This is a genomic window from Wolbachia endosymbiont of Oedothorax gibbosus (assembly GCF_936270435.1).
In the GTDB taxonomy this organism is placed as follows: Bacteria; Pseudomonadota; Alphaproteobacteria; order Rickettsiales; family Anaplasmataceae; genus Wolbachia.
Genome location: NZ_OW370567.1, coordinates 737,605 through 762,075 on the forward strand (window position 1 = coordinate 737,605; position 24,471 = coordinate 762,075).

Here is a 24,471-nt window from a genome sequence, read left to right on the forward strand (position 1 = left end):
TGACTTTTCAAAGCTTTCAATAGACCTCTTTCAAAATTCACATCATCAACTCTAGATTGTAAATTCCAGCTATCAAATTGAATCTCAATCCAAAACGTTTTCGCCGATTGCGATATTTATCTGCAATAATTTTAAATCTTTTAAGCAAACCGATTACATTCTCAACCACAACTCTTTTGCTTGCAAGCTCTTGATTTTCTTGCTTTTGTTTCTTAGTCAATGGGTGCTTTTTCGTTTTTCTATGTGGCAATTCAACATTTGCGTGAATTTTTTGTAGACCTCTGTAACCGCTATCTGCTAGGACTTTGATACTTGGTAGTATGTGCACTTTTGACTCCTTAAAAAGCCGAAAATCATGTTTCCTACCATTTGAAAAAGACGTGCAAATGATCTTTTTGCTTTCTTTTTCCGAAATAATCTGTGTTTTTATACTGTGCTTTTTCTTTTTTCCTGAATAAAATCTTTTTTGCTTTTTTTGGGTCTTTCCACAGGAGTTTCTGTTGCATCTATCACTAAAACCTCATATTCTATATCACTTTTTAGAACCTCTTTTCGCCCTGGCAATGCAAAATCCGGATGTTTTACCAATGTATTTTCAATCCACTTTATGATTTTATAGGTCGTACTTTCGCTCATACCATAACTTCGACCAATGTGGAAATATGTCCGATATTCACGAAGATATTCCAATGCCATAAGTAGCCTGTCTTCTATACAGAGCTTGCTTTTACGCCCACTTTTTGCTTTTTTCCTTCTATCTTCTTCATCTAAAATTTCTACCATCCTGTTGAAAGTTGCCTTCTTTACTCCTGTCAGACGACGAAACTTCTCTTCATCTAACTCCTTAGTTTCTTCATATCTCATACTTTTAAATGTATGATTTTATACTAATTTTTTGCTCTTTTCCAATTTTGAAAGAAGTCTAATAGTAGTTGATGCAGTTTCTGGAGAGATTAAAGATGCCAAGACTAAGGAATCTAGTGGCTTAATGTTTGCAAAATGTAAAGAAATTATAGATAAAACTGACAACAATCTTGAAATTGGTCCAGACAATCGTATCAAAGGACAATGTGATAGTAATCCTGAATGCAAAGCTTGTGTGGATGCGATAAATGCTTCTATAATAGATGCGCGCACAGGATCAGCATTTTCTCCTGAACAAATGTCAGTACCAGAAGATATTGTTCATATTATATAAAGGCAATCAAGGTGTGTACATTGTTAGTACACACCCCCATTTTATGTTAATTTTTATTTATTAATGGAGCTATTTTATGTTAAAAAACACTTTTCCTTGTTCAAATAATAGGCATGTAAGTCATATACGTCAACTGCCACATATATTGAAAATTAATTTACATACAAAACTAGATGATGGTAAAGACCCTAAGTCCAAGATTGATGATAAAACTAAGGATGAACTGAAGAAAGATCTTAAATGTGAAATTGATGATAAGACTAAAAATGAATTGAAGAAAAATATTAAGAGTGAACTAGAGAAAGATCTTAAGTTTGAGATTGGCGATAAGACTAAGAATGAACTGAAAGAAAAGATTAAAAATGAACTAGAGAAAGATCTTAAGTTTGAGCTTGATGATAAAACTAAGAATGAACTGAAAGACAAAATAAAAAAAGAAATAAAGGATGAGATAGATTGTAAGTGTGATAAAAATGGCTTTAATAAGGATGGCTACGACAAAGACGGCTATGATAAAAATGGCTTTGATAAGGATGGCTATGACAAAGATGGCTACGATAGAACAGGCTTTGATAAGGATGGCAAGAAAAAAGGTGATGAAAATGAAGTCGAACAAACAGCTTTCATTGTATCTCAAGAAATAACCCAGGATCATGCTGATATTGCAAAGTGTGGAAGTGCTGCTGGTTACTATAAGAGCTATAATCAGGTAGGTCGCCAAGGTTTTAGTACATCTGATTTACTAAAGGAATTTTACCCTGAGATGTATAGTAACCCTAAAATTGCGGAACATTTGGAAATGGGATCAAAGGTCTTCTATGGTGCAGTAAATTACAAATTTGCTTTTTCAGAACCTTTTGATTACTCATGGGCAAATGCTAGCAATATGTGGTGTAAGAAATGTTCGGATAATTCAAGCGAGATTGCCTGTCAAGATGATGAAATTAAAAGTTTCTGCTACCCTGCAGGTTACTATGCGAATCAAGACTGTAACAAGAGCTTCTTTGCTGAAAAAGCGTGCCCTAATCTTGTTAAAGTATCAGGTGCAGATACTATTAAAGCAAAACAAGTTGCGCCGCTAATACTTGTTGATTCCTCAGGACAAATGATAGATAAAGACGGCAATAACACTAAAATATACTATTCCAGCTTATCGCCTTATCTTAATGCTAATGGCCATATAAAAGATTGTGCAGGTGACGCAAAGTGTAAAAATTTTGCTGAAATTATGAAGAAAGTTGCATGGGATAGTGATAAGGAAGTACTATTAACTGTTTCTGGTGATTTGCAAAAAGCAAATCCTTACTATTATGACAATGAGGATAATTCTGTTTCCGTTGATACTAATTTTGTATAAGACTGAATGCTTTCTAGGCTTTTCAGCTTAGAAAGCATTTTTGTAGAAAAATAAAATGAATGAACAGCTGGCAGCATTTAGCGCCATAGACTGACGCTCTGCCAATTGAGCTACATTTGCCAATAGAAACTTATATGACATGAGATAAGTCTTCAACTAGCCCCACTTATTCGCTATACTGCTATAGATTTTATAGCAGTATAGTGAATGAGCATTTTTAAGCGGATTTTTTCTCTAATTTCTGGCAAATTAGGTGAATTAAAGCAAACGGGTGTTATAAGCACAAGTGCGGAAAATTTTATTGTGGAACCTCCAAGCAATAGAGCACATGGAGATATTTACACAAACGTTGCTATGGTGCTCGCAAAGCATGAAAAGAAAAATCCCATTGAAATCGCAGAGGTTTTAGCCAAAGAGTTTGAGCTTTTTGATGAAGTTGCAAAAGTGGAAATAGCGGTCCCTGGGTTCATCAACATGCACTTAAAAATAGAAGTGTGGCATGGGATTTTAAAACAAATAAATGAGCTAAAAACAGAGTTTGGCACCCTAGATATAGGGAACAATCAGGCCATCAATGTTGAATTTGTATCTGCAAATCCAACTGGTCCACTGCATATTGGTCATGCAAGAGGGGCAGTATTTGGTGATGTTCTGGTAAATTTACTAAAAAAAGTCGGTTATAAAGTTACTAAGGAATACTATATTAATGATGCTGGAGCGCAGATAGATACACTAATAAAGTCAGTATATTTGCGGTATAAGGAAGCTCTGGGAGAAAAAATCAGCATCGAAAAAGGTTTATACCCAGGTGAATATTTAAAGCCAATAGGGGAGAAGTTGGCTAAAAAATATGGCACAGAGCTTCTAAAAAAGCAAGATAATCAAACAATTAGAGAATATACTTTAAGTTCTATCTTAGAAATCATAAAGGAAGACATGAACTTACTTGGGGTAAGTCATGATGTTTTTACTTCAGAGTATGAGCTACAAAAAAGTGGCAAAATTGAAGAGAGTATAAAGATATTGTCTGACAAGGGTCTAGTGTATGAAGGGTACTTGGAGAAACCAAAAGGCAAAGAAAGTGAAAATTGGACTTCCAGAAAAGAAATGTTATTTCGCTCTACAAAATTTGGCGATGATGTTGACCGCGCATTGAAGAAAGAGGACGGCAGTTGGACTTATTTTGCCTCAGATATCGCTTACCATTTTGATAAGATATCACGTGGTTTTAACAATATGATCGTAGAGCTTGGTAGTGACCACGGTGGTTATGTAAAAAGGCTCAAAGCAGTTGTCTCTGCGCTAGAAGCAAAAATAGAGGTAAAACTGCATAATATTGTGAATTTTTTCGAGAATGGTAAACCAGTTAAAATGTCCAAAAGATCAGGAAATTTCCTAACAGCAAGAGATGTAGTGGAAGAAGTTGGCAGGGACATAACTCGTTTTATAATGTTAACACGCAAGAATGATATGGTCTTGGACTTTGATTTTGCTAAAGTTAAAGAACAGTCAAAAGATAATCCTATTTTTTACGTGCAATATGCGCATGCTCGTGCTCATTCATTAATGCGTAATGCTCCAAAAGAGCTCCCAACAGCAGATCCTTCACTTTTAAAGACAGGTGGAGAGCTCTTCCTCATAAAAACCTTAGCAAAGTGGCCAGATGTAGTAGAAACAGCGGCAAGGCTTTATGAGCCACACAGAATTACTTTCTACTTACTTGAAGTTGCAGAAGCGTTTCACGTTTTATGGGGGTATGGCAAGAGTGATTTAAACATGCGGTTCATACTGGAAGACAACTTAAACCTCACCGCTGCAAGAATGTTTCTCGTTCAAGCCTTAGCGCACGTAATCGCTTCTGGACTTTCCATCTTTAATATAGAGCCTTTGGAAGAAATGAGTTGATTTTTTTTGCCATAATATGTGATAATTAAAATATTGTTAAAGTAGGAGTAAAGTTATGACAATGAACTATGAGCAGTGGAAAAGAATGTTAAGCGCAGTTAATGAGAAAGAAGATTTAAGTAAAGACAACGTAATTGACAAAATAAAAGAGGAATTAAAGAAATATCCAGAAGAATATAAGAAATGGGAAGAAGCTGGTTTTGGTGTAAATCACCTGTTTGAAGATGAAGATAATCAACTTACATTATTACATTTAGCTGCTTCATGTGGCTATGCAAAAATAGTAAACCTTCTAATAGAAAATGATGCAAGTGTTGATGTAGAATACAAAGGGGTGACTCCTTTACATCGCGCTGTTGGAGGAGGTCATACAGATATAGTAGAAATTCTAGTAAAAAACGGGGCGAAGGTTGATGCAAAGACTAATGTAGAAAAATTTAAAGGATATACTCCTCTACATTGCGCTGGTGAAGGAGGTCATACAAAGATAGCAAAATTTCTCATAGCAAATAGGGCAAATGTTAATGCAAAGGCTGATCATCTAGAAAAAGCAAAAGGTATTACTCCTTTACATTTAGCTGCTGAAAAGGGCCATACAGAAGTAGTAAAAATTCTCATAGCAAATGGGGCAAATGTTAACGCAAAGATTGATGCAGGAGAAGCAAAAGGTATTACTCCTTTACATTGCGCTGCTAAAAAGTGCTATACAGAAGTAGTAAAAATTCTCATAGCAAATGGTGCAGATCCTTTATTAAAGGATAAAGATGGTAAAACTCCGAGAGATTTAGCTGAACGTGACTTTATAAAGAAGCTTCTGGAAAAAGCAGAAGAAAAACAACTGAAGCAGCAAGCACTTAATAAAAGTATTTCTGCCGGTGGTGCAACCGCATTATTAGGCACTGCAGCAGCAGTGGCACTTTTTGTAACCGGAACAGTTGCAGTTGAGTTAATACCTATAGTGATAGCAGTGGTTGCAGTTGCAACAGCAGCACTAGCAGTTGGTGGTATCACATATATGATGTTAAAACCTAGTACTGAAATGGATGAAGTGGAAAAAGAACAAGGCATAACTGGGAATGAGCGGAAAGCTTGATCTGCTGGATTCCAGCACTGGAATTTGTTATTGCAACACGGTAGTCCCTCTTCTTGTCATCCAAGTAGCGTGACACTGGTTCACCTTATGAGGGTATCATCCCAGTACTGGGATGATACCCTACTTAACCGTCATACCGCCGCGGTATCTCTTAGCTGCTAACACGTAGCGGGATGACGAATCGTCAAGGTGTCATCCAAGTAGCAGACACTGGCAAGACGGCAGTGCTTCCTTCTCCTGTCATCCGAGTAGCCCCTTCTCCTGTCATCCCAGTGCCCAGACACTGGGATCCAGGATTTTGACTGTAAACAAGCATACTATACAACATTTTCAATGAAACTGCCAAAAACTGGATTCCAGCGTCACGCGCTACCTTCCGTATAAACATTAAGAAATTCACCAAATGAAAAAAAAGGCAAAAGAAGCCCTGGTCATCGTCTATTTTCAGTATTGGCGTTTTTTTAAGTCTTAAACACTGCAATTTAGCTGCTTTTAAATGCAACTAACCTTAGCTAAAATGTTTAAGAAATTTACTAAGCAGAAAAAAAGGCAAAAGATATCCCGTGTTAGCTAGTTGTCACTCTCTAATCCTGCAAATCGGCGTACTATACTGTCTTAAACAGCGCGTTTCAGCTTATATAGCTAGCAATACTGTGAAGACATAAGGTGCACATAGTGCAAAAAATTAAAAACAAGACGCCAACTACGTTGTTTTCTTGCTGTTTAATCTGCACAGATGAAGATAACTGAATACCTTCAGTACCATGATAAGGGAGCTGGCGGGGTTTGTCAAGGAAGTTTTTCGTTTCTGACGGTTGTTGCAAAAACTATGCAAGAAGTCTATTGAAATCGCGTATATCAATCGTTGTAAAATCACACAATTGCTCTGTAGAGCTATGCCCTGTAATAATTACTATACCATTTTGCTCAGAGCGTATTGAGATTAGGTTCAGCACTAATTCACACGTTGCACTATCAAGATTACAAAATGGTTCATCTATCAGCCAAACGTTTGCATTAGAAATCAAGAGGCGAGCAAGCGTAACTCTTCTTTTCCAGCCTGCAGAAAGTTCGCCATATCTAATATTAAGTACAGGCTGTAGCTGCAAGCAACAAATAGCTGCCACAATCAATTCCCTAGTATTTCGTATTCCTGCCCAGAATTCTATGTTTTGAGTAACAGTTAAGCTATCTTTACAGGCATTCTTATGGCCTATATAGACCATAGAAGGTATATAGGATTTTGGATCATCATATATGTCTTTTCCGCAGTGCCTTATATTGCCTGATACCGGCGGTAAAAGTCCAGATAAACTTCTAATTAAGCTGGTTTTACCACTACCATTTGGACCAGTGATTAGAATCTTTGATTTTGGCTCAGCTTTAAAACTGAGATGTTTAAATAATACTTTGTTATTACGAGCGCAGGATAAATTTTCACATTCGAGCATGAATTATCTGCCCTTCCCCTTATGTTTACCTTGAGTTGAAGCCTGAGCTTTTACAAACAGCTCCCAAAATCCTTTCTGTCCGCCTTCTCTATGTATCAATTGTGCAAAACGCTGCATTAAACCATTACCCATCATAACCATCTTTGTCCATTTACCTACCGGTTTTGCTATGTCAACTATTTCTGGATCTTCTTTATAAACTTGCACATCTTTTTGTTTCTCGCGTAGCGTTTCTTGTTGTTTCATCAACTCTTTTTGCTTATTTTTTTGATATAATTCATTGAATTTTCTGTCTTCTTCCCACTCTTCTTTAAAAACTTTTCTAGGAAATATGATTTTTCTAATGCGATTTTTGTATATTTTTCTCAAAAAGAGAAATACTGCAGCTACAGCAAGTAATGTTACGCTATATGTTATGATCTGTGTAAGTGGCATTTCCTGTATCTAATTCATTAAAAATACCCTTATTATTATACCATAATTATAGAAATTGTGCAATTTTTTTGCGGGTAAAGACAGTAAAAAGCAACACTGCTCTATTTCGTAAATTGTACAAATATCCGACGAATGGGCTTGTATGTAGTAAGGTTTATTTCTATACTTCTTAAAGAATTTAGAAGTGAAACAAATATGAACTGCTATAAAACTCACACGTGTAATGAATTAAGGAAGAGTGATGTAGGAAAAGAAGTTACCCTCTCTGGATGGTTATATCGCAAGCGTGACCATGGCAATCTAATCTTTGTTGATTTAAGAGATTTTCATGGGATTACTCAGCTAGTGTTCAATAATGATAAAGACTTTTTTGATGAGATTTCAAATTTAAAATCAGAAAGTGTGATTACTGTTACAGGAGTAGTTAAAGCTAGAACTGGAGATACGGTAAATAGCTCTATCGCAACCGGAGAAATTGAGGTTGTAGTGGGCAATTTGCACGTTGAATCGGAAGTCGAGTTCCACTGTGATGAAGAAATAGCAAAAGAAGAAAGAAGTATATTAGCAAGTATTACTGGGGAGCAGGAATACCCAGAAAATATGAGATTTAAATATCGGTTTCTTGATTTAAGGCGAGAAAACACCCGCAACAATATTATTCTGCGCTCACAAATTATTGCAGAACTCCGCAAGCTCATGATAGAGCAAGGGTTTTTGGAAATTCAAACTCCAATACTTACTGCTTCGTCCCCTGAAGGTGCACGTGATTATTTGGTGCCAAGCAGACTAAATCCTGGTAAATTCTATGCATTGCCGCAAGCTCCACAGATTTTTAAGCAATTGCTCATGGTTTCAGGGTTTGATAAATATTTTCAAATTGCACCGTGTTTCCGTGACGAAGACGCAAGGGCTGACCGTTCTCCGGGAGAGTTTTATCAGCTAGATCTTGAAATGTCTTTTATAACTCAAGAAGACATCTTTCAGATTATTGAGTCTACCTTATATAAAGTGTTTGCTAAATTTTCTCGTAAGTCTGTCGATAAAGATTTTCCACGTATTACATACAAAGAAGCAATGCTCAAATATGGTTCTGATAAGCCAGATCTGCGTAATCCATTATTAATCAGCGATGTTACAGAAATTTTCCGTGGTTCAGAGTTCAATATTTTCAAAAGCAATATTGAGCGTGGTATGGTAGTGAGAGCTATTCCTGCACCTAAAACAGCAGAGGAACCACGCAGCTTCTTTGATAAAAAGATAGAACATGCGCAAAGAGAATTCGGTGCTAAGGGTCTTGGATATATAACGTTTGATAAAGATGGTACTGCGAAAGGCCCGATTGCTAAATTTCTCGATGACAATAGGCTAAACCACATAAGAGAAGTAACGAATGTAGGGCCTGGAGATAGTGTGTTTTTTGCTTCTGACAAAGAGAATGAGGCAGCAACAATTGCAGGGAAAGTACGCATTCTTTTAGGGTCAGAACTCAGTTTTATAGATGACAATACCTTCAAGTTTTGTTGGATCATTGATTTTCCCTATTTTGTATATGACGATAAAAGTAAAAAAATCGATTTCTTTCATAACCCATTCTCCATGCCACATGGCGGCTTGAAAGATTTAGAGGAAAAAGACCCACTGGATATCCTTGCTTACCAATATGATCTCGTTTGTAATGGAATAGAACTCTCAAGCGGGGCGATTCGTAATAATAAGCTGGATATCATGTATAAGGCCTTTGCCATTGCAGGTTATAGTCGGGGAGAAGTTGATACAAAATTCGGCGCACTTGTACGTGCATTCAGATTTGGTGTTCCTCCTCACGGCGGTATAGCACCAGGAGTTGATAGAATGGTTATGCTACTTGCCGATGAGCCAAATATTCGTGAAGTAATCTGTTTTCCTATGAACCAGCAAGGTGAAGATGTTCTAATGGGTGCCCCTTCCAAAGTGGATAATAAACATTTACGTGAACTGTCTTTGCAGGTCATTGAATAAAAAATTTTATAGTGGAGTATGGTAAACCGGAAGTCATGAACAATATTCAAAAGGCAATACTATCAGGCATAATCTGCAACATGATTATATGGTATGAGTTAACTCTGTTTGGAGTTTTGACGCACATAATAAGCAATGTTTTCTTTCCTTCAGAAAGTGATTATTTAAGCACAATCAAATTTCTTGGTACTTTTGCAGTTGGCTTTGGATTTAGACCACTTGGTGCATTTATTTTTGGTTACATTGGAGATAAATACGGCAGAAGGAAAATTTTGCTGACCTCCGTAATATTAGCTTCGATATCATCTACTGCAATTGCGATTATACCAAGTTTTAGAGAAATAGGAATATTTTCTCCTATACTGCTTCTGCTTTGTAGGATAACACAAGGAATTGCAGCAGGTGGAGAAACGAGTATCAACTCAGCTTTTTTAATAGAACATTCAAGCGATAAAAAAAATCTAGGTTTTTTAGGTAGCATGAAAGCTTTTAGCGGCGCTCTTGGTTCTCTTACATGCTTTGTAATGATAGCTATTTGCAAAAAGTTTACAGGTGAAAATTATGAAATTTGGGGCTGGAGATTGCCTTTCTATTTCTGCTCTATTATGGGCGTAATAGGTTTTTTAATAAGATACATAATGGAAGAGAGCTTAGCATATAAAGTGCACGATAAAAATAAAAGTTTATCCAATTCCCCATTTTTAGAATTAATCAGGGACTATAAAAGGGCATTTGTGATAGCAATTGGACTTGGTATAGCCCAAAATGCAATCGTTTATTCAGCAATCATGTTTTACAACATATCTGTCAAAGAACTTACTTTCTCAGGCATTGATATTAAAAATGTAGTAAGGATTATAGTTGAGATTACATTTGGAGCGTCTGCAGTGCTGTTTGCAATACTTTCTGATAAAGTTGGAAGAAAAAATGTAATGATTCCTACATTAGTAGCTTTAGCTTGCGCCGGTTTGCCGGCACTTTCGCTATTATCGTATGATAATCACTATATTGTAACGCTCACTTTTCTGTTGATAAGTGTGCCGATAGGTGCATCTTTTGGAATATATAATTCTCTCGCCTGCGAGTTATTTCCAACAAAAGTGAGATGCACTGGCTTTAGCCTAGCACATAATATATCTGCAGGTATTTTTGGTGGCCTTTCTCCATCCATATGCATGTGGCTTATAGAAAAAACCGAAACAAAACTTGCAGCAGGCATTTATCTTACTGCCTGTGCATTGATCAGTCTAATATCTGTGCTTCAAATCAAAGCCAAAGACAGAAAAGTTGATTGGTGAAATCGCTTCAGTCAAAAAATAGCACTTCAATAGATTTTTCGATGTGCTTAGGGATAGGAGCGGTAATAGTGATTTCTTTATTGTTTGGCAATTTTAAAGATAAAGAATGCGAATGAAGGTGAATCTGATTTGCTACTTCATCAATAAAAGCTTTTTTACCACCATATTTACCATCACCAAGAATAGGGCAATTTATATGAGTTAAATGTGCACGTAACTGATGAGTTCTACCAGTAATTGGTTGTAATTTTATGTAAGCAACATTGTGTTTGAGTTTTGCTATAATTGAAAAATGCGTAGTAGCGTTTTGAGGTGAATTTTCATCAACGACCACTTTTTCTTGACCTGAAACATATTTTTTCACCAATGGATAATCTATTATTCCACTATCCTTGCTCGGTATGCCAGAAGTTAATGCCAAGTAAGTTTTTTTTACCCTTCGTCCTTTAAATTCTTCCATAAGGTATCTGGCAACATTGGCATTGCGTGCGAATATTATCACTCCACTCGTATCTCTATCTAGTCTATGGACAATTTTAAATATTTCTCCCTCTCTTATTTGGTCAAGCAAATCACTAATGCTAATCTTTACTTTTACGCCACCTTGAACAATGACCCCTGCGGGTTTGTTTATAGCTAGCATATATTCGTCTTCATATAATATGTTCTCTCTTAGTAGATTCACTAACTTTTCATTATATTTGCGGTCAGAATTAGCGTTCTCAATATAATTCAAGTGCTTCAGCGTTATAGTTTGCCCAGGATTTACTCTATCACTGGACTTTGCTTTGCAATCATCAACTTTGATTAATCCTTTCCTTAAAGATTTTTCAATTACAGATTGCTTTAGATCAGGAAAAATTCTTCTGATGTACCTATCCAGCCTAACGTTATCGTCTTCTACTGATATGGTTTTTATACTTTGTAGCATTCCATTATTTATAATGAATATCTAGTGAAATGTCAATTATTGGTGTCATTCAAGTAGCTGACACTGGAATCTAGATAACAACTAGATCCTATTGTCAAGCAATAGGCTACATGTGCTATTTATTTAGTAGATTAAATATGAAGTTTAAAACTCTGCTATTAACTTCCTGTAGAACTAGTGAAAACCAAACTTGCTTAAAACCACTTAATTAGTTATAGTTATAAGTTTGAAGTACAGTAAAATGATAGCTTTTGTCCCTTTGATTATTTTTTTAATCTTGTACCTTGGAAGTGGTGCTTATTTTTCTTTTATCGGAACTGATAATCCACTTCATCAGGTTTCACCAGTAATCTGCTTATTACCAGCACTATTTTTTGCTGTCTCACGTGGTACAAATAAAATTCAGCATAACATCGATACTGTTATCGAGGGCATGGGTGACAAAAATACCCTTACTATGTGTTTAATTTTTCTGTTTTCCGGGGCATTTTCTGCGGTTACTCAATCAATTGGTAGCGCAGACACTGTTGCTAATTTAATTCTTAATTTCCTTCCAGCAAGATTAATGCTGCCTGGAGTATTTTTGGCTTCTGCTTTTATTTCAACTGCAATTGGTACATCTATGGGAGTTGTTGCGCTGATGGTACCTATAGCTGTTAATCTGGCAAAAAGTGGAGCTTTTGGTCTTGAAATAGGAACTGCAACTGTGGTAGGTGGTGCTGTATTTGGCGATAACCTTTCAATGATATCTGATACCACCATTGCATCTGTTTCTTCACAAGGAGCTTCAGCAAAAGATAAACTTAAAATGAACTCTAAAGTTGCACTTATTGCCAGCATTATAACACTCATCTACCTAGCAGTTGCCTCAAATAGTACAAAAATTATTTCTATATCAAATTTAGATTATTATTCTATAATAAAAATTATTCCTTACATTTCTTTAATAATCATGGGGCTGCTTGAAGTCACCACTTTAGTAACAATAACTGTAAACATCATTATTGCTGGTGTGCTAGGAATAACTTTTTTTGACTATGCTATCATTCAATTTCCTCATGACGTGTATGACGGTTTCAAAAAAGTAAACGAGATAATGATATTTGCTCTATTTATCGGTGGGTTAAGCCATATAATGTACAAACAAGGTCAAAAAGCGTTGCATAAACTCATCGATGAAAGCAATATCACAAAAACTAAAGCTGAATTTGTGATAGCAGGGATAGCGTCTATGTTTACTACCTTAGTTGCCAATAATACCATTGCTATTTTACTAAGTGGTGGTATTGCAAAAAGGCTTGCACAAAAACACAGTATTGCGCCACATCGCAGCGCATACTTATTAGATGTTTTTGCTTGTGCTACAAAAGGCATCTTACCTTATGGTTCTCAATTATTGCTAGCAGGGAGTATAGCTTCTGTATCACCTATTTCTTTATTAACACAGGTATATTACTGCTTTATTCTAGCAGCAGTTACAATAGGCGAAATAATCATCAACAGCAGAAAAGAGAAACGTTATGCGGCTGCAACTTAGAGTTTCTCTTTTTTTTTACCCATAAGTACTTGACAAACTCCTTCAACCCCCTTATCATGAAACTGAAGCTATTTATTTACCTTCGCAATCTGCAGATTAAAACGACAAAGGGAACTTTGTATTTGGCGTAAATCATGCTTAATTTTTTGCACTATGTGCACCTCATGTCTTTATAAAACTTCTGGGTTTCTACCTATACAAGCCGAAACGCGCTTATAAAGCGTTTAAGACATCAAAAGACGTCAAATAGAACAAGGGAGAATTTGAATACTAGCTACCCTAGGTTTTCTTTGCCTTTTTTTCTGCTTAGTAAATTTCTTAACGTTTATAATTTAGGTTAGTTGTATTTAAAAGCGGCTGAATCGTAGCGTTTAGAATAAAAAACGCCAATATTTTGAAGTACATATAAATAACTAGTTAACCACGGGGCTTCTTTTGCCTTTTTTTTCGTTTGGTAAATTTCTTAATATTTATGACTAAAAGAGCCCAAGAGAGGTCAGCGCGTGACGCTGGAATCCAGTTTTCCATATAATCTCATTGAAAACGTTTTTCTGTGCTAGTTTACAAGCAAACTTTCCTGGATCCCAGTGGGCTTTGTTGCATAGCAACCGAAAAAATCTGGCAGTTACTGACAAAATTCATTATAAAATAGCCATTTAACCTTTGAAGAAAAAATATGCCACAAAAAATGAGAGTCAGTAACTGCCATGAATATAACAAATTTCTCCAAGAAAGAGGAAGCATTTTTTGTTATATCAATGAAGCTATCGAAAATTGGTATGAAAATAGTCCAAAAATGCAAGGCGGCAACTATATTTACAGTGATAAAGTCGTAATTTTGGTGCATATAATCGTCAATCTTTTTAGAATTGGTTTAAGACAAACGGTAGGGTTTATAAAAGGATATTTGCAACAAATAGGAAGAAATTTGCAGCTATTCACAAGCATCAAAAGAAACTTAATATTAAGATAAATGATTGCAGAAAATAATATGGAAGATATCGAAATTGCTATAGACAGTACAGATATACAACAATACTCCTGAAGGAAAATAGCAAAGATAGAAAGTATTGCAGCTATAGAAAATTGCATGTAATGTTGAATATATAGCTGTAAAATACAGTAACGGTCTGATCACTATGGAGCTTGTGATTTGCTTAAAGAAGTTCATGCCATAAAAGCACTATATGTAGATAGGGCATATGATAGGCACAAGTTTTATAAATTGTGTAACGAATATGATATAAAGGCAAAAATTCCACCAATAAACAATGCGGCAGAACATCCAGAAATAGATTATATGTCTGACAGAAATGCTGCTATTAGATTAATAAAATTATACGGTGAAGATGGCGTGAAAGAATGGAAAAAGAAAGTAAATTATGGGAAAAGATCTTATGTAGAAGGTTTTTTCTCGCGACTGAAACAAACATTCTGGTTTAGTTTTCGGAACAAATCTGAGGTTAATCGTGAGAAGGAACTGCGACTCAAGTGTTATTTGCTCAATAAATTCACTGACATTGGTATGCGAAATGGCTACATGAATTTATCGTAAATTACTACCAGTATAAGGTGCGATGCAACAAAGCCCGCTGGAATCCAGGAAACTTAATTGCAAGTAATGCATTGGGTTTGGTGAATATGGGTTTTGCGTTATAAAATGAAGCACTTTTGGTGAATTTGTAAAGAAAGCTGGATCCCAGTGTCTGGGCACTGGGATGACAAAAAAAGGAGCGCTGGAATGACACCTCTCTTGGGCTCTTTTAGCCATAAATATTTAAGAAATTCACCAAACGAAAAAAAAGGCAAAAGAAGCCCCGTGGTTGGCTAGTTACTTACATTAGACCTCTTTCGAAACTTCACATCTACAACTCCCAATTATAAATTCCTGCAATAACCTCAGTTATGGATTAGAAAATAGATAAAAGTATAACTAAGAAGAGGGAAACAGGGTAAACTCGAGTATTTTAGTAATAATAAGAGGTTACCCATGAAGAAAGATATTACAGAACTGTACTGTTGCGTCGAGGATTTTTGTCGTGCGGTAGATGATAATTTTGCAAATAGGTTCTTATCAAACGGCAAAAAACCAACCAGAGTACCAGAAATAGCGCACTCAGAAATTCTAACCATAATCCTATTATACCATAAATCACCATGTAAAAACTTCAAGGCTTTTTATCTTTGTTATCTTCAGTTATTCTATAGATCAGAGTTTTCAAAGCTGCCTTCATATCACAGATTTATTGCCTTAAAGCCGCGAGTTTTGTGGTATTTAGCATTACTTTTGCAATGGTTTTGTGAACAAGCAAAAATGACCGGGATTTCCTACATAGATTCTACTTCAATAGCAGTATGCCATCGAAAAAGAATCTCAAGAAATAAGGTTTTCAAAGGATTAGCAGAGTTAGGAAAGAATACTTACGGCTGGTTTTTTGGTTTTAAATTACATGTAGTAATCAATGAAATAGGTGAAATTCAAGGTGTTACGCTAACCAGAGGTAACGTCGATGACAGAAAACCTGTACCAACTCTAACCAAAAAACTAACTGGACTTTTGTTTGGAGATAAGGGCTATATAAAGAAAGAGCTCTTTGAGAAACTATTCGATAGAGGTCTAAAACTCGTCACTAAAGTGAAAAAAGGTATGAAAAATGCACTGATTTCGCTGAAAGAGAAGATTTTACTAGGGAAAAGATCGATTGTTGAAACGGTTTTTGGCTGCCTAAAAAACAAATTTGAACTTGAGCACACTCGGCATAGATCCACAGTAAATTTCTTGGTACATATTTTTTCTACCCTCATTTCTTATTCAATGCAATCGAAAAAGCCCTGTATTTCTCAGCTTTACTTCGTTGGTTAATCCATAACTGGGGTCAATAAGGTTAAATCTCAAGCCAAAACGTTTTCTTCGATTTCTATATCTATCTGAAATTATTTTGAATCTTTTTAACAGACCAATTACATTTTCTACAATCACTCTTTGACTTGCAAGCTCTTGATTTTCTTTCTTTTCTACCTTGTTCAACTGCTTCTTTTTCGTCTTCCTGTGCGGTAATTCAACATTTTTGTGTATCTTTTGCATTCCTCTGTAGCCAGAATCAGCTAAGACTTTTATGTCCGAGAGTATGTGCATTCTTGACTCCTTAAAAAGCCGAAAATCGTGCTTCCTAGCATTTGAAAAAGACGTACAAATAATTTTTTTACTATCTTTTTCGGTAATAATTTGTGTTTTTATACCGTGCTTTTTCTTTTTTCCTGAATAAAATCTTTTTTGCTTTTTTTTTGCCTCTCAACAGGAGTTTCGGTTGCGTCAATCACTAAAACTTCATATTCCATATCACTTTTTAAGAGCTCTTTTCGTCCTGGTAATGCAAAATCTGGATGTTTTACTAACTTGTCTTCTACCCACTTTACTGTCTTATATGCTCCACTTTCACTGATTCCATAGCTTTGCGCAATATGAAAATATGTCCGATATTCGCGGAGATACTCTAATACCATTAGGAGCATGTTTTCCTCACTTAGCTCTTCCTCCTCTAGCTTTCTTCTTTTTATTTGCTTTCCTTAGAATTTCCACTATCTTATCAAACGTTGCTCTTTTTAGCCCTGTTAATCTGCGAAATTTCTCATCTTCTAACTCTTTTGCTGTTTTGTATTTCATCTATCTCCTTCACACTAAATTACCATTGTATATCTTCTTTGGCTTTATGCTAGTTTCGAAAGAGGTCTAATCATTTTCATCCTCCTTCAAGTTGAATGATTTACTAAAGTCGACTAGTTCAACCCCTTCGCTCCATGGTCATTACAACCACTTCTTCACTACTACGAGTTGATCTGCCCCAGTGATTTGTATCGCTACTCTAAAGCTTGAGGATTTGCCTCTTGCCTGTCTCGCTTTGCATCAAATCGACTGGTTCCTGCAGTTCCTTATTAAAGCCCAGATCAGACTCACGCCACCTTTATGCCGCTACACAGTAATCAGGTTCCCTGTACGCTTTTAAGAGGAGAACAACTCACTCCTCCTTTCGATGTTCACTTCCCTTTTCGACACGTTCATCAGTGGTTCACTTACGTTCGCCTTTCTGATCCACACCTTCCAGCTCTTACGCTGATTTTTCCTTAACGCTTATGACCCTATCTCTTAAATAGAGCCACTTAAGGTGGTTTGAAACCTGCTCCTGAAAACCGATTTCGAAGGACCTTCCTTCATCTTCAATAAAGCTTCTCACAAACATTACCCTGTTTGTTGCTGCAGCACACAATCATATTTAGGATCTAGAAATTTCGAAAAAGCCATAAAAAAATTTTTAAATATATCTTTATATTGTATATTCTTATTGATAATAATTCAATAATTTGTCGTCTTTTTTTGTTAACTTTACTGATGTTGTTGTAAGGAACGTTGTTGCAAAATTTTGTAAAATTTATTATCCTAAGGTTTCAAGTCTTCACAGGTTTATTGGAACTATATGTACAATGTGTTTATCAGTGAAAATCCGGAGAAAATGATGGGGGAAAAGTTAATACATTACTTTAGCCAGGGTAAATGCGAAGGCAATGCAGAAATGAAAAATCTGCTGGGAGGAAAGGGGGCAAATTTAGCAGAAATGTGCAATGTTGGCATTCCTGTTCCACCTGGTTTCACAATTTCTACCTCTGCTTGCAAAGTCTATTATCAAGACAATAGATCTTCTGTTATCCAAGTAGCTGACTACTCGGATCCAGAAAAAAATGTGGTCACGCACTGGAATGACATATGTAGTGAAATCAAAAATTACATGGCGATGCTCGAAAATGACATCGGTTGTAAATTCGGAGATTCAAATAATCCTTTATTAGTTTCCATACGCTCTGGTAGTGTTAGTTCAATGCCGGGCATGCTTGATACTATTTTAAATGTTGGTCTAAATGATGAAACCGTTGTTGGGCTTGCAAAAAAAAGTGGCGAACGTTTTGCTTACGATAGCTACTGCCGTTTCATCATGATGTACTCCAATGTTGTACTACAGCTTGATCATCACCTATTTCAAGATGTTATTGATAATGAGCAGCAAAAGAGTGGAGCAAAAAGCTTAGCTGATCTTGATGTTGATGTTTTAAAGAGAATTGTTAACGATTTTAAAAAGATAGTATATGAAAAAACTGAGAAACATTTTCCGCAGAACGTTGAAGAGCAATTGTTAAACTCAGTTAATGCAGTATTTGCCTCTTGGAAAAATGATAGGGCTGTTTCCTATAGAAGAATACATAATATTCCTGAAAACCTTGGAACAGCGGTCAACGTGCAAGCAATGGTTTTTGGTAATTTAAATGATAATTCTGCAACTGGTGTGATATTTACACGAAATCCTTCAACTGGAGAAAAAAAGCTTTTTGGTGAGTTTTTGGTTAATGCTCAGGGTGAGGATGTGGTTTCTGGTGTTTATACTCCTATGCCAATTGACGGAGAGCAAAAAAACACCATGGAGAAGTTGCTGCCAAGTGTCTACCGAGAATTATGCGTGGTATGTGAAAAACTTGAAAGGCATTATAAAGATATGCAGGATATCGAATTTACTGTGCAGGACGGTAAGTTATGGATTTTGCAGACTAGGTCTGGCAAGCGCACGGCTGAAGCTGCTATTTGCATAATAGTTGATATGGTAAACGAAGGAACGATTACAAAAGAAGAAGGAATATTGAGAATTGATCCAAAAACTTTTGACAATTTATTGCATCCAGTTCTTGACGTTAAGAGTGACCAAAAAGTAATAGGGAAGGGACTGCCGGCTTCTCCAGGGGTTGCTTCCGGATATGTAGTGTTTAGTGCAAGTGATGCTGAAAAAACCGCAGAGCAGGGTAAAAAAGTGATTTTAGTAAGGTCAGAAACGAGTCCTGAAGATATTAATGGAATGAATGCTGCAAGTGGCATAGTAACAGCACGGGGAGGGATGACCTCGCATGCTGCTGTTGTAACCCGTGGAATGGGTAAGCCATGCATTTGCAGTGTAAGTGGACTTTATATCGATAAAGATGGAACTTTCTTTTCTGTGGGGGATACAAAAGTAAATAAAGGTGAACCAATTACCATCAATGGAGGAACAGGGGAGGTGATGCTTGGCATTCTCCCTACAATTTCGTCTGAATTATCGCAAGAATTCAAAACGATAATTAACTGGATAGATGAAATTAAAACGATCAAAGTGAGAGCTAACGCTGACACCCCAAAAGATGCAAAAATTGCAAAAGAATTCGGTGCAGAAGGTATAGGCTTATGTCGCACAGAACATATGTTTTTCGCTAGTGATAGAATCGAATTCATTCAAAAATTGATAATAGCTGACGATGAAAATGAAAGGGCAAATGCGCTCATTAAACTAGAAGAAATGCAAAAGTCTGATTTCAAAGAAATATTTTCTATTATGGAGGGCAGGGAAGTCACTATACGGTTGCTTGATCCACCTTTGCATGAATTTTTACCCAATAATCAGTCTACTATAGAAAAAATTGCTAAATCGTTCAATAAGTCAGTTGAATCAGTAAAAAATAAAATAGCACAGTTATCAGAAAAGAACCCAATGCTTGGCCATCGAGGTTGTAGACTTGCCATTTCTCATCCTGAAATATATAGCATGCAGATTAGGGCAATACTTAATGCTGCAAGTGAATTAAGGAAAGAAAAGAAGATAGAAGTGGAACCTGAAATCATGATCCCTTTTATAATGAATGAGAAAGAATTTATTCTGATATGCGAGCTAGCAAAGAAAGAATCCTCTGTCATCTCACAGACGCAGATTCCAGCGTCACGCGCTGGAATGACATCAGACAAGGCTTATTCAATTGGAACGATGATAGAACTGCCACGAGCGGCACTGATTGCTGATAAGTTAGCAAAACACGCAGAATTTTTTAGTTTTGGCACTAATGATTTAACACAAACGACTATGGGACTTTCAAGAGATGATTCAGTTAATTTCCTCGATTCTTATAAGGAAAGCAACATATTCGGAAACGACCCATTTGAAGTGCTGGACATCGAAGGGGTAGGGGAGTTAATCAAGATAGCCATTGAAAGAGGCAAAAAAACCCGAAAAGAAATAAAACTGGGTATATGTGGAGAACATGGTGCAGACCCAAAATCTATAGAGTTTCTCATCGAATCAGGGGTGGATTATGTTTCATGCTCACCCTATAGAGTACCGGTTGCAAAGTTAGTGGCAGCACAGTTTAGCATAAAATTTAAGTTTGTTGATAGCTAAAGTAATTTAGGTTTACCTACAATTTGATAAGTGTGAAACTCGTCATCCCGCTGCTTGTTAGCGGGATCTAGAGATACCGCGAATGAATCGCGGTATGACGTAGGGCTGTGCTAGCTATAGATCCCAGTGTCAGCTACTTGCATGACATCCTATATTTTACAACTTGTGAACTCACGTGTTCAACTTTATTTTCTTCCATTTCTCTATAACTTGGTAACGTAGAACTTTTTATATGCCACCCGGTAACTATTGCAACTAAAGCAGCTACAATACCGCAAACCACTGCACCAGCCACAGATGGAACCATCACAGCAGCAGCAATAAATAATAGACCTCTTTCAAAATTCACATCATCAACTCTAGATTAGACCTCTTTCAAAATTCACATCATCAACTCTAGATTGTAAATTCCAGCTATCAAATTGAATCTCAATCCAAAACGTTTTCGCCGATTGCGATATTTATCTGCAATAATTTTAAATCTTTTAAGCAAACCGATTACATTCTCAACCACAACTCTTTTGCTTGCAAGCTCTTGATTTTCTTGCTTTTGTTTCTTAGTCAATGGGTGCTTTTTCGTTTTTCTATGTGGCAATTCAACATTTGCGTGAATTTTTTGTAGACCTCTGTAACCGCTATCTGCTAGGACTTTGATACTTGGTAGTATGTGCACTTTTGACTCCTTAAAAAGCCGAAAATCATGTTTCCTACCATTTGAAAAAGACGTGCAAATGATCTTTTTGCTTTCTTTTTCCGAAATAATCTGTGTTTTTATACTGTGCTTTTTCTTTTTTCCTGAATAAAATCTTTTTTGCTTTTTTTGGGTCTTTCCACAGGAGTTTCTGTTGCATCTATCACTAAAACCTCATATTCTATATCACTTTTTAGAACCTCTTTTCGCCCTGGCAATGCAAAATCCGGATGTTTTACCAATGTATTTTCAATCCACTTTATGATTTTATAGGTCGTACTTTCGCTCATACCATAACTTCGACCAATGTGGAAATATGTCCGATATTCACGAAGATATTCCAATGCCATAAGTAGCCTGTCTTCTATACAGAGCTTGCTTTTACGCCCACTTTTTGCTTTTTTCCTTCTATCTTCTTCATCTAAAATTTCTACCATCCTGTTGAAAGTTGCCTTCTTTACTCCTGTCAGACGACGAAACTTCTCTTCATCTAACTCCTTAGTTTCTTCATATCTCATACTTTTAAATGTATGATTTTATACTAATTTTTTGCTCTTTTCCAATTTTGAAAGAAGTCTATTGTAAATTCCAGCTATCAAATTGAATCTCAATCCAAAACGTTTTCGCCGATTGCGATATTTATCTGCAATAATTTTAAATCTTTTAAGCAAACCGATTACATTCTCAACCACAACTCTTTTGCTTGCAAGCTCTTGATTTTCTTGCTTTTGTTTCTTAGTCAATGGGTGCTTTTTCGTTTTTCTATGTGGCAATTCAACATTTGCGTGAATTTTTTGTAGACCTCTGTAACCGCTATCTGCTAGGACTTTGATACTTGGTAGTATGTGCACTTTTGACTCCTTAAAAAGCCGAAAATCATGTTTCCTACCATTTGAAAAAGACGTGCAAATGATCTTTTTGCTTTCTTTTTCCGAAATAATCTGTGTTTTTATACTGTGCTTTTTCTTTTTTCCTGAATAAAATCTTTTTTGCTTTTTTTGGGTCTTTCCACAGGAGTTTCTGTTGCATCTATCACTAAAACCTCATATTCTATATCACTTTTTAGAACCTCTTTTCGCCCTGGCAATGCAAAATCCGGATGTTTTACCAATGTATTTTCAATCCACTTTATGATTTTATAGGTCGTACTTTCGCTCATACCATAACTTCGACCAATGTGGAAATATGTCCGATATTCACGAAGATATTCCAATGCCATAAGTAGCCTGTCTTCTATACAGAGCTTGCTTTTACGCCCACTTTTTGCTTTTTTCCTTCTATCTTCTTCATCTAAAATTTCTACCATCCTGTTGAAAGTTGCCTTCTTTACTCCTGTCAGACGACGAAACTTCTCTTCATCTAACTCCTTAGTTTCTTCATATCTCATACTTTTAAATGTATGATTTTATACTAATTTTTTGCTCTTTTCCAATTTTGAAAGAAGTCTAATCCTGTAATAACAACTCCAACAGCATCTTTCGTTAATGAGTTGTGAAAATTTTCCTTATATTTAGTTTCTTTTTCATTTGGCATAGAAAATTGAGCATTTGTGAGGTTACTAGACTTATCATTACCGCTTGACATAGCGGGTGTGCCGGCGTTTGTTGATACTACAGGAGATATTGGTTTACTCCCACCGTTACCACTATTTGGTACAGTAGTTGGATTTGTTTTCTTTGTTAATATAGAAGGCATTGTTACTACAGGCGTTTCATTTTTGTTATTATGATGCTGACCGTTACCACTATTTGGTGTAATAGTATGATTTGATAGACCGTCGCCGTGAGTTCTTATATTACCAATGCTTTCATTACTGCTGCTGGGTTCTGTTTTACTTTCTTCTACGCTTGGCGTAGTAATAACCTGGTCAGTCCCTGTTACTACAGGTGTTTCATCCTTGTTTACTGCTGATGCGCGTGTTTCTTGATCGTTCTGTATTAGCACTGTCGCTGCTACAGAATTAGTTTTTGCAAAAGCAGTGTAGAATGCATCATCTTTTAATTGTTGGTATAATCTGTACAATTCACTTTCAGGGTTTAGCTTTAGTTGTTCTGTGTTAATATTTTGCAGTAGCGTGTTTAGAATCTCAGCATTACTATTATTAGTATAGGAAACAACAGAGCATAATATAGATTTGTCTTCTTCAATTTTGCTAATGTAATGCCTTCCTTCTTGACCGATTGCATTGATGATGGTCATTCCATTTTGTAAGAGAAATTTTATAACGTTCAAATTTTGATCTTTAATTGCGTACTCCAGTACAGCATTTTGTTCACGTTTACCTTGAAAATTAGTTTTGTTCCTTTTTAACCTTTTTTGTAAATCTTCAAGACTAGTAACTGTGTTATCCCATTTTGTAATTCTCTCTATATCCAGACACAGATTCCTAATGTCACCATCATTTAGCGTGGTTATATTACTGCCACTGAGTCCCGCTCCATTCTCTTTCACATTAGGTGTATTTTGCTTCTTGTTTATTGCCGATCTAAGCAGTGCAATTATTACACAGTTTGAGAGGTACGTATGGTGATTAGGGTTGTTGAAGTCTAATTTAAACTCAGAATCTATTTTAAGTTCTTCTCCAAGTGATAATTTCCTCTCTTCAATTATTTTTAGAAGATTTCTTATACCATCTTCTGGTATACCTGTCATATGCTTTAAAAGTAACCTAACTTTTGGTAGATCATCATCTATAGCGGCACCAATCAGAACCTGAACTTTTTCTTCTCCAGTAAATCTCTTATTATCTAAAAGCACCTTCATAATGTCAGTGTTCTCATTACAAGAAGCTGTGTTGAGAGCCTCCAGTATTTTCGCATGATCTATGTAATCTAAAAACGGCTCAAACTCTTGAACATTGCCTTGAATAATAGCACTATTTAAAGCACTAATTTTTTCTTCTTCTTCAAACTTACCACTATTCAAAAGTATCCTTACAACGTCAGCTTGTTTATTTATTGCAGCTGTACCCAACACAGTTCTGGAAGCAGTATCTTTAAAATCGATTCCAATGTTTAAATTTGTGAACAACTCAACAATCTTTAGAAATATACTGCGATCGCCGATAATACTAGGCCCTTCTGAACGGACAGCATAATAAAGCAAAGTCCAACCATTTTGATCTATTATTTCTTTATCTATTTTCTCCTTTTTGAGTTCCTTATCAAACTCCTCAGCAGTTATATCAGGATTTTGAGTTACAATTTCCTTTATCTTTTCATAAGTCATGTCAAATTTTACCACTATTACTATCTAATTTATTATAGCAACTTTCCCATAACCAGTCAAGACATATTGCAGTTTCAAGCAGCATGATATATATTGAATATAGTTCTT

18 protein-coding genes and 2 pseudogenes are annotated in these 24,471 nt (G+C 36.0%); 10 read left to right on the plus strand and 10 right to left on the minus strand.

What is annotated here, in order from left to right; all coding sequences use genetic code 11:
- Positions 1–37: 37 nt before the first annotated feature.
- A protein-coding gene (locus tag NBW39_RS03715) for an IS5 family transposase (protein ID WP_250294694.1) occupies positions 38–864 on the minus strand; the annotation gives its coding sequence in 2 pieces (ribosomal slippage) (positions 38–477 and positions 477–864; 828 coding nt in all).
- A 31-nt stretch (positions 865–895) separates the two neighbouring features.
- Between NBW39_RS03715 and NBW39_RS03720 the strand changes: the two genes are divergently transcribed.
- From NBW39_RS03720 to NBW39_RS03735, 4 genes are all read left to right on the plus strand, one after another.
- Positions 896–1,198: a hypothetical protein gene (locus NBW39_RS03720; RefSeq protein WP_250295651.1), complete on the plus strand. Its 303-nt coding sequence runs from the start codon at positions 896–898 to the stop codon at positions 1,196–1,198.
- Positions 1,199–1,274: 76 nt separating this feature from the next.
- Complete coding sequence (locus tag NBW39_RS03725) at positions 1,275–2,555, plus strand: hypothetical protein (protein ID WP_250295652.1); 1,281 nt, start codon at positions 1,275–1,277, stop codon at positions 2,553–2,555.
- A gap of 207 nt (positions 2,556–2,762) precedes the next feature.
- Positions 2,763–4,460, plus strand: a complete 1,698-nt coding sequence (gene argS, locus NBW39_RS03730) for an arginine--tRNA ligase (protein ID WP_250295653.1) — start codon at positions 2,763–2,765, stop codon at positions 4,458–4,460.
- Positions 4,461–4,515: 55 nt separating this feature from the next.
- Positions 4,516–5,553 carry an ankyrin repeat domain-containing protein gene (locus tag NBW39_RS03735; RefSeq protein ID WP_250295654.1) on the plus strand — a complete coding sequence of 346 codons (1,038 nt, stop codon included), beginning with the start codon at positions 4,516–4,518 and terminating at the stop codon, positions 5,551–5,553.
- A gap of 184 nt (positions 5,554–5,737) precedes the next feature.
- On the opposite strand, the gene NBW39_RS08705 is transcribed toward NBW39_RS03735, so the two are convergent.
- The 3 genes from NBW39_RS08705 to NBW39_RS03745 form a co-directional block, all read right to left on the minus strand.
- On the minus strand, positions 5,738–5,869 hold the full coding sequence (locus NBW39_RS08705) for a hypothetical protein (RefSeq protein ID WP_256466310.1): 132 nt from the start codon (positions 5,867–5,869) through the stop codon (positions 5,738–5,740).
- A 511-nt stretch (positions 5,870–6,380) separates the two neighbouring features.
- Positions 6,381–7,004, minus strand: coding sequence for a heme ABC exporter ATP-binding protein CcmA (ccmA, locus tag NBW39_RS03740; RefSeq protein WP_250295655.1), 624 nt, complete (start codon positions 7,002–7,004; stop codon positions 6,381–6,383).
- A gap of 3 nt (positions 7,005–7,007) precedes the next feature.
- A complete protein-coding gene (locus NBW39_RS03745) occupies positions 7,008–7,439 on the minus strand; it encodes a hypothetical protein (RefSeq protein WP_065094728.1) in 432 nt (143 codons plus the stop codon).
- Between the two features lie 195 nt (positions 7,440–7,634).
- Between NBW39_RS03745 and aspS the strand changes: the two genes are divergently transcribed.
- Positions 7,635–9,437 carry an aspartate--tRNA ligase gene (gene aspS / locus NBW39_RS03750; RefSeq protein ID WP_250295656.1) on the plus strand — a complete coding sequence of 601 codons (1,803 nt, stop codon included), beginning with the start codon at positions 7,635–7,637 and terminating at the stop codon, positions 9,435–9,437.
- A gap of 35 nt (positions 9,438–9,472) precedes the next feature.
- Complete coding sequence (locus NBW39_RS03755) at positions 9,473–10,735, plus strand: MFS transporter (RefSeq protein ID WP_250295657.1); 1,263 nt, start codon at positions 9,473–9,475, stop codon at positions 10,733–10,735.
- 7 nt (positions 10,736–10,742) lie between these two features.
- Here the strand turns inward: NBW39_RS03755 and NBW39_RS03760 are convergent, their stop codons facing one another.
- Positions 10,743–11,666, minus strand: a complete 924-nt coding sequence (locus NBW39_RS03760) for an RluA family pseudouridine synthase (protein ID WP_250295658.1) — start codon at positions 11,664–11,666, stop codon at positions 10,743–10,745.
- Positions 11,667–11,907: 241 nt separating this feature from the next.
- On the opposite strand from NBW39_RS03760, the gene NBW39_RS03765 reads away from it, so the two are divergent.
- The 3 genes and pseudogenes from NBW39_RS03765 (at position 11,908) to NBW39_RS03780 (ending at position 16,066) form a co-directional block, all read left to right on the plus strand.
- Positions 11,908–13,203, plus strand: a complete 1,296-nt coding sequence (locus tag NBW39_RS03765; RefSeq protein WP_250295659.1) for a Na+/H+ antiporter NhaC family protein — start codon at positions 11,908–11,910, stop codon at positions 13,201–13,203.
- 676 nt (positions 13,204–13,879) lie between these two features.
- Positions 13,880–14,758 (plus strand): annotated as a pseudogene (locus tag NBW39_RS09220) (transposase).
- A gap of 435 nt (positions 14,759–15,193) precedes the next feature.
- Positions 15,194–16,066: an IS982 family transposase gene (locus tag NBW39_RS03780; RefSeq protein WP_250294632.1), complete on the plus strand. Its 873-nt coding sequence runs from the start codon at positions 15,194–15,196 to the stop codon at positions 16,064–16,066.
- On the opposite strand, the pseudogene NBW39_RS03785 reads toward NBW39_RS03780, so the two are convergent.
- A pseudogene (locus tag NBW39_RS03785) lies at positions 16,016–16,867 on the minus strand (IS5 family transposase). The gene NBW39_RS03780 and the pseudogene NBW39_RS03785 sit on opposite strands and share 51 nt — an antisense overlap.
- Before the next feature lie 847 nt (positions 16,868–17,714).
- On the opposite strand from NBW39_RS03785, the gene ppdK reads away from it, so the two are divergent.
- Complete coding sequence (gene ppdK, locus NBW39_RS03790; protein ID WP_250295751.1) at positions 17,715–20,444, plus strand: pyruvate, phosphate dikinase; 2,730 nt, start codon at positions 17,715–17,717, stop codon at positions 20,442–20,444.
- A 133-nt stretch (positions 20,445–20,577) separates the two neighbouring features.
- Here ppdK and NBW39_RS03795 read toward each other — a convergent pair whose 3' ends face one another.
- From NBW39_RS03795 to NBW39_RS03810, 4 genes are all read right to left on the minus strand, one after another.
- Positions 20,578–20,793: a hypothetical protein gene (locus tag NBW39_RS03795; protein WP_250295660.1), complete on the minus strand. Its 216-nt coding sequence runs from the start codon at positions 20,791–20,793 to the stop codon at positions 20,578–20,580.
- Positions 20,794–20,826: 33 nt separating this feature from the next.
- A protein-coding gene (locus NBW39_RS03800; RefSeq protein WP_250294694.1) for an IS5 family transposase occupies positions 20,827–21,653 on the minus strand; the annotation gives its coding sequence in 2 pieces (ribosomal slippage) (positions 20,827–21,266 and positions 21,266–21,653; 828 coding nt in all).
- An 18-nt stretch (positions 21,654–21,671) separates the two neighbouring features.
- Positions 21,672–22,522, minus strand: a protein-coding gene (locus NBW39_RS03805; protein ID WP_250295661.1) for an IS5 family transposase whose coding sequence is annotated in 2 segments (ribosomal slippage) — positions 21,672–22,135 and positions 22,135–22,522 — 852 coding nt in all. Because the reading frame shifts where the segments join, the coding sequence is not laid out codon by codon here.
- Positions 22,523–22,545: 23 nt separating this feature from the next.
- Positions 22,546–24,363, minus strand: a complete 1,818-nt coding sequence (locus tag NBW39_RS03810; RefSeq protein WP_250295662.1) for an ankyrin repeat domain-containing protein — start codon at positions 24,361–24,363, stop codon at positions 22,546–22,548.
- Positions 24,364–24,471: the final 108 nt, after the last annotated feature.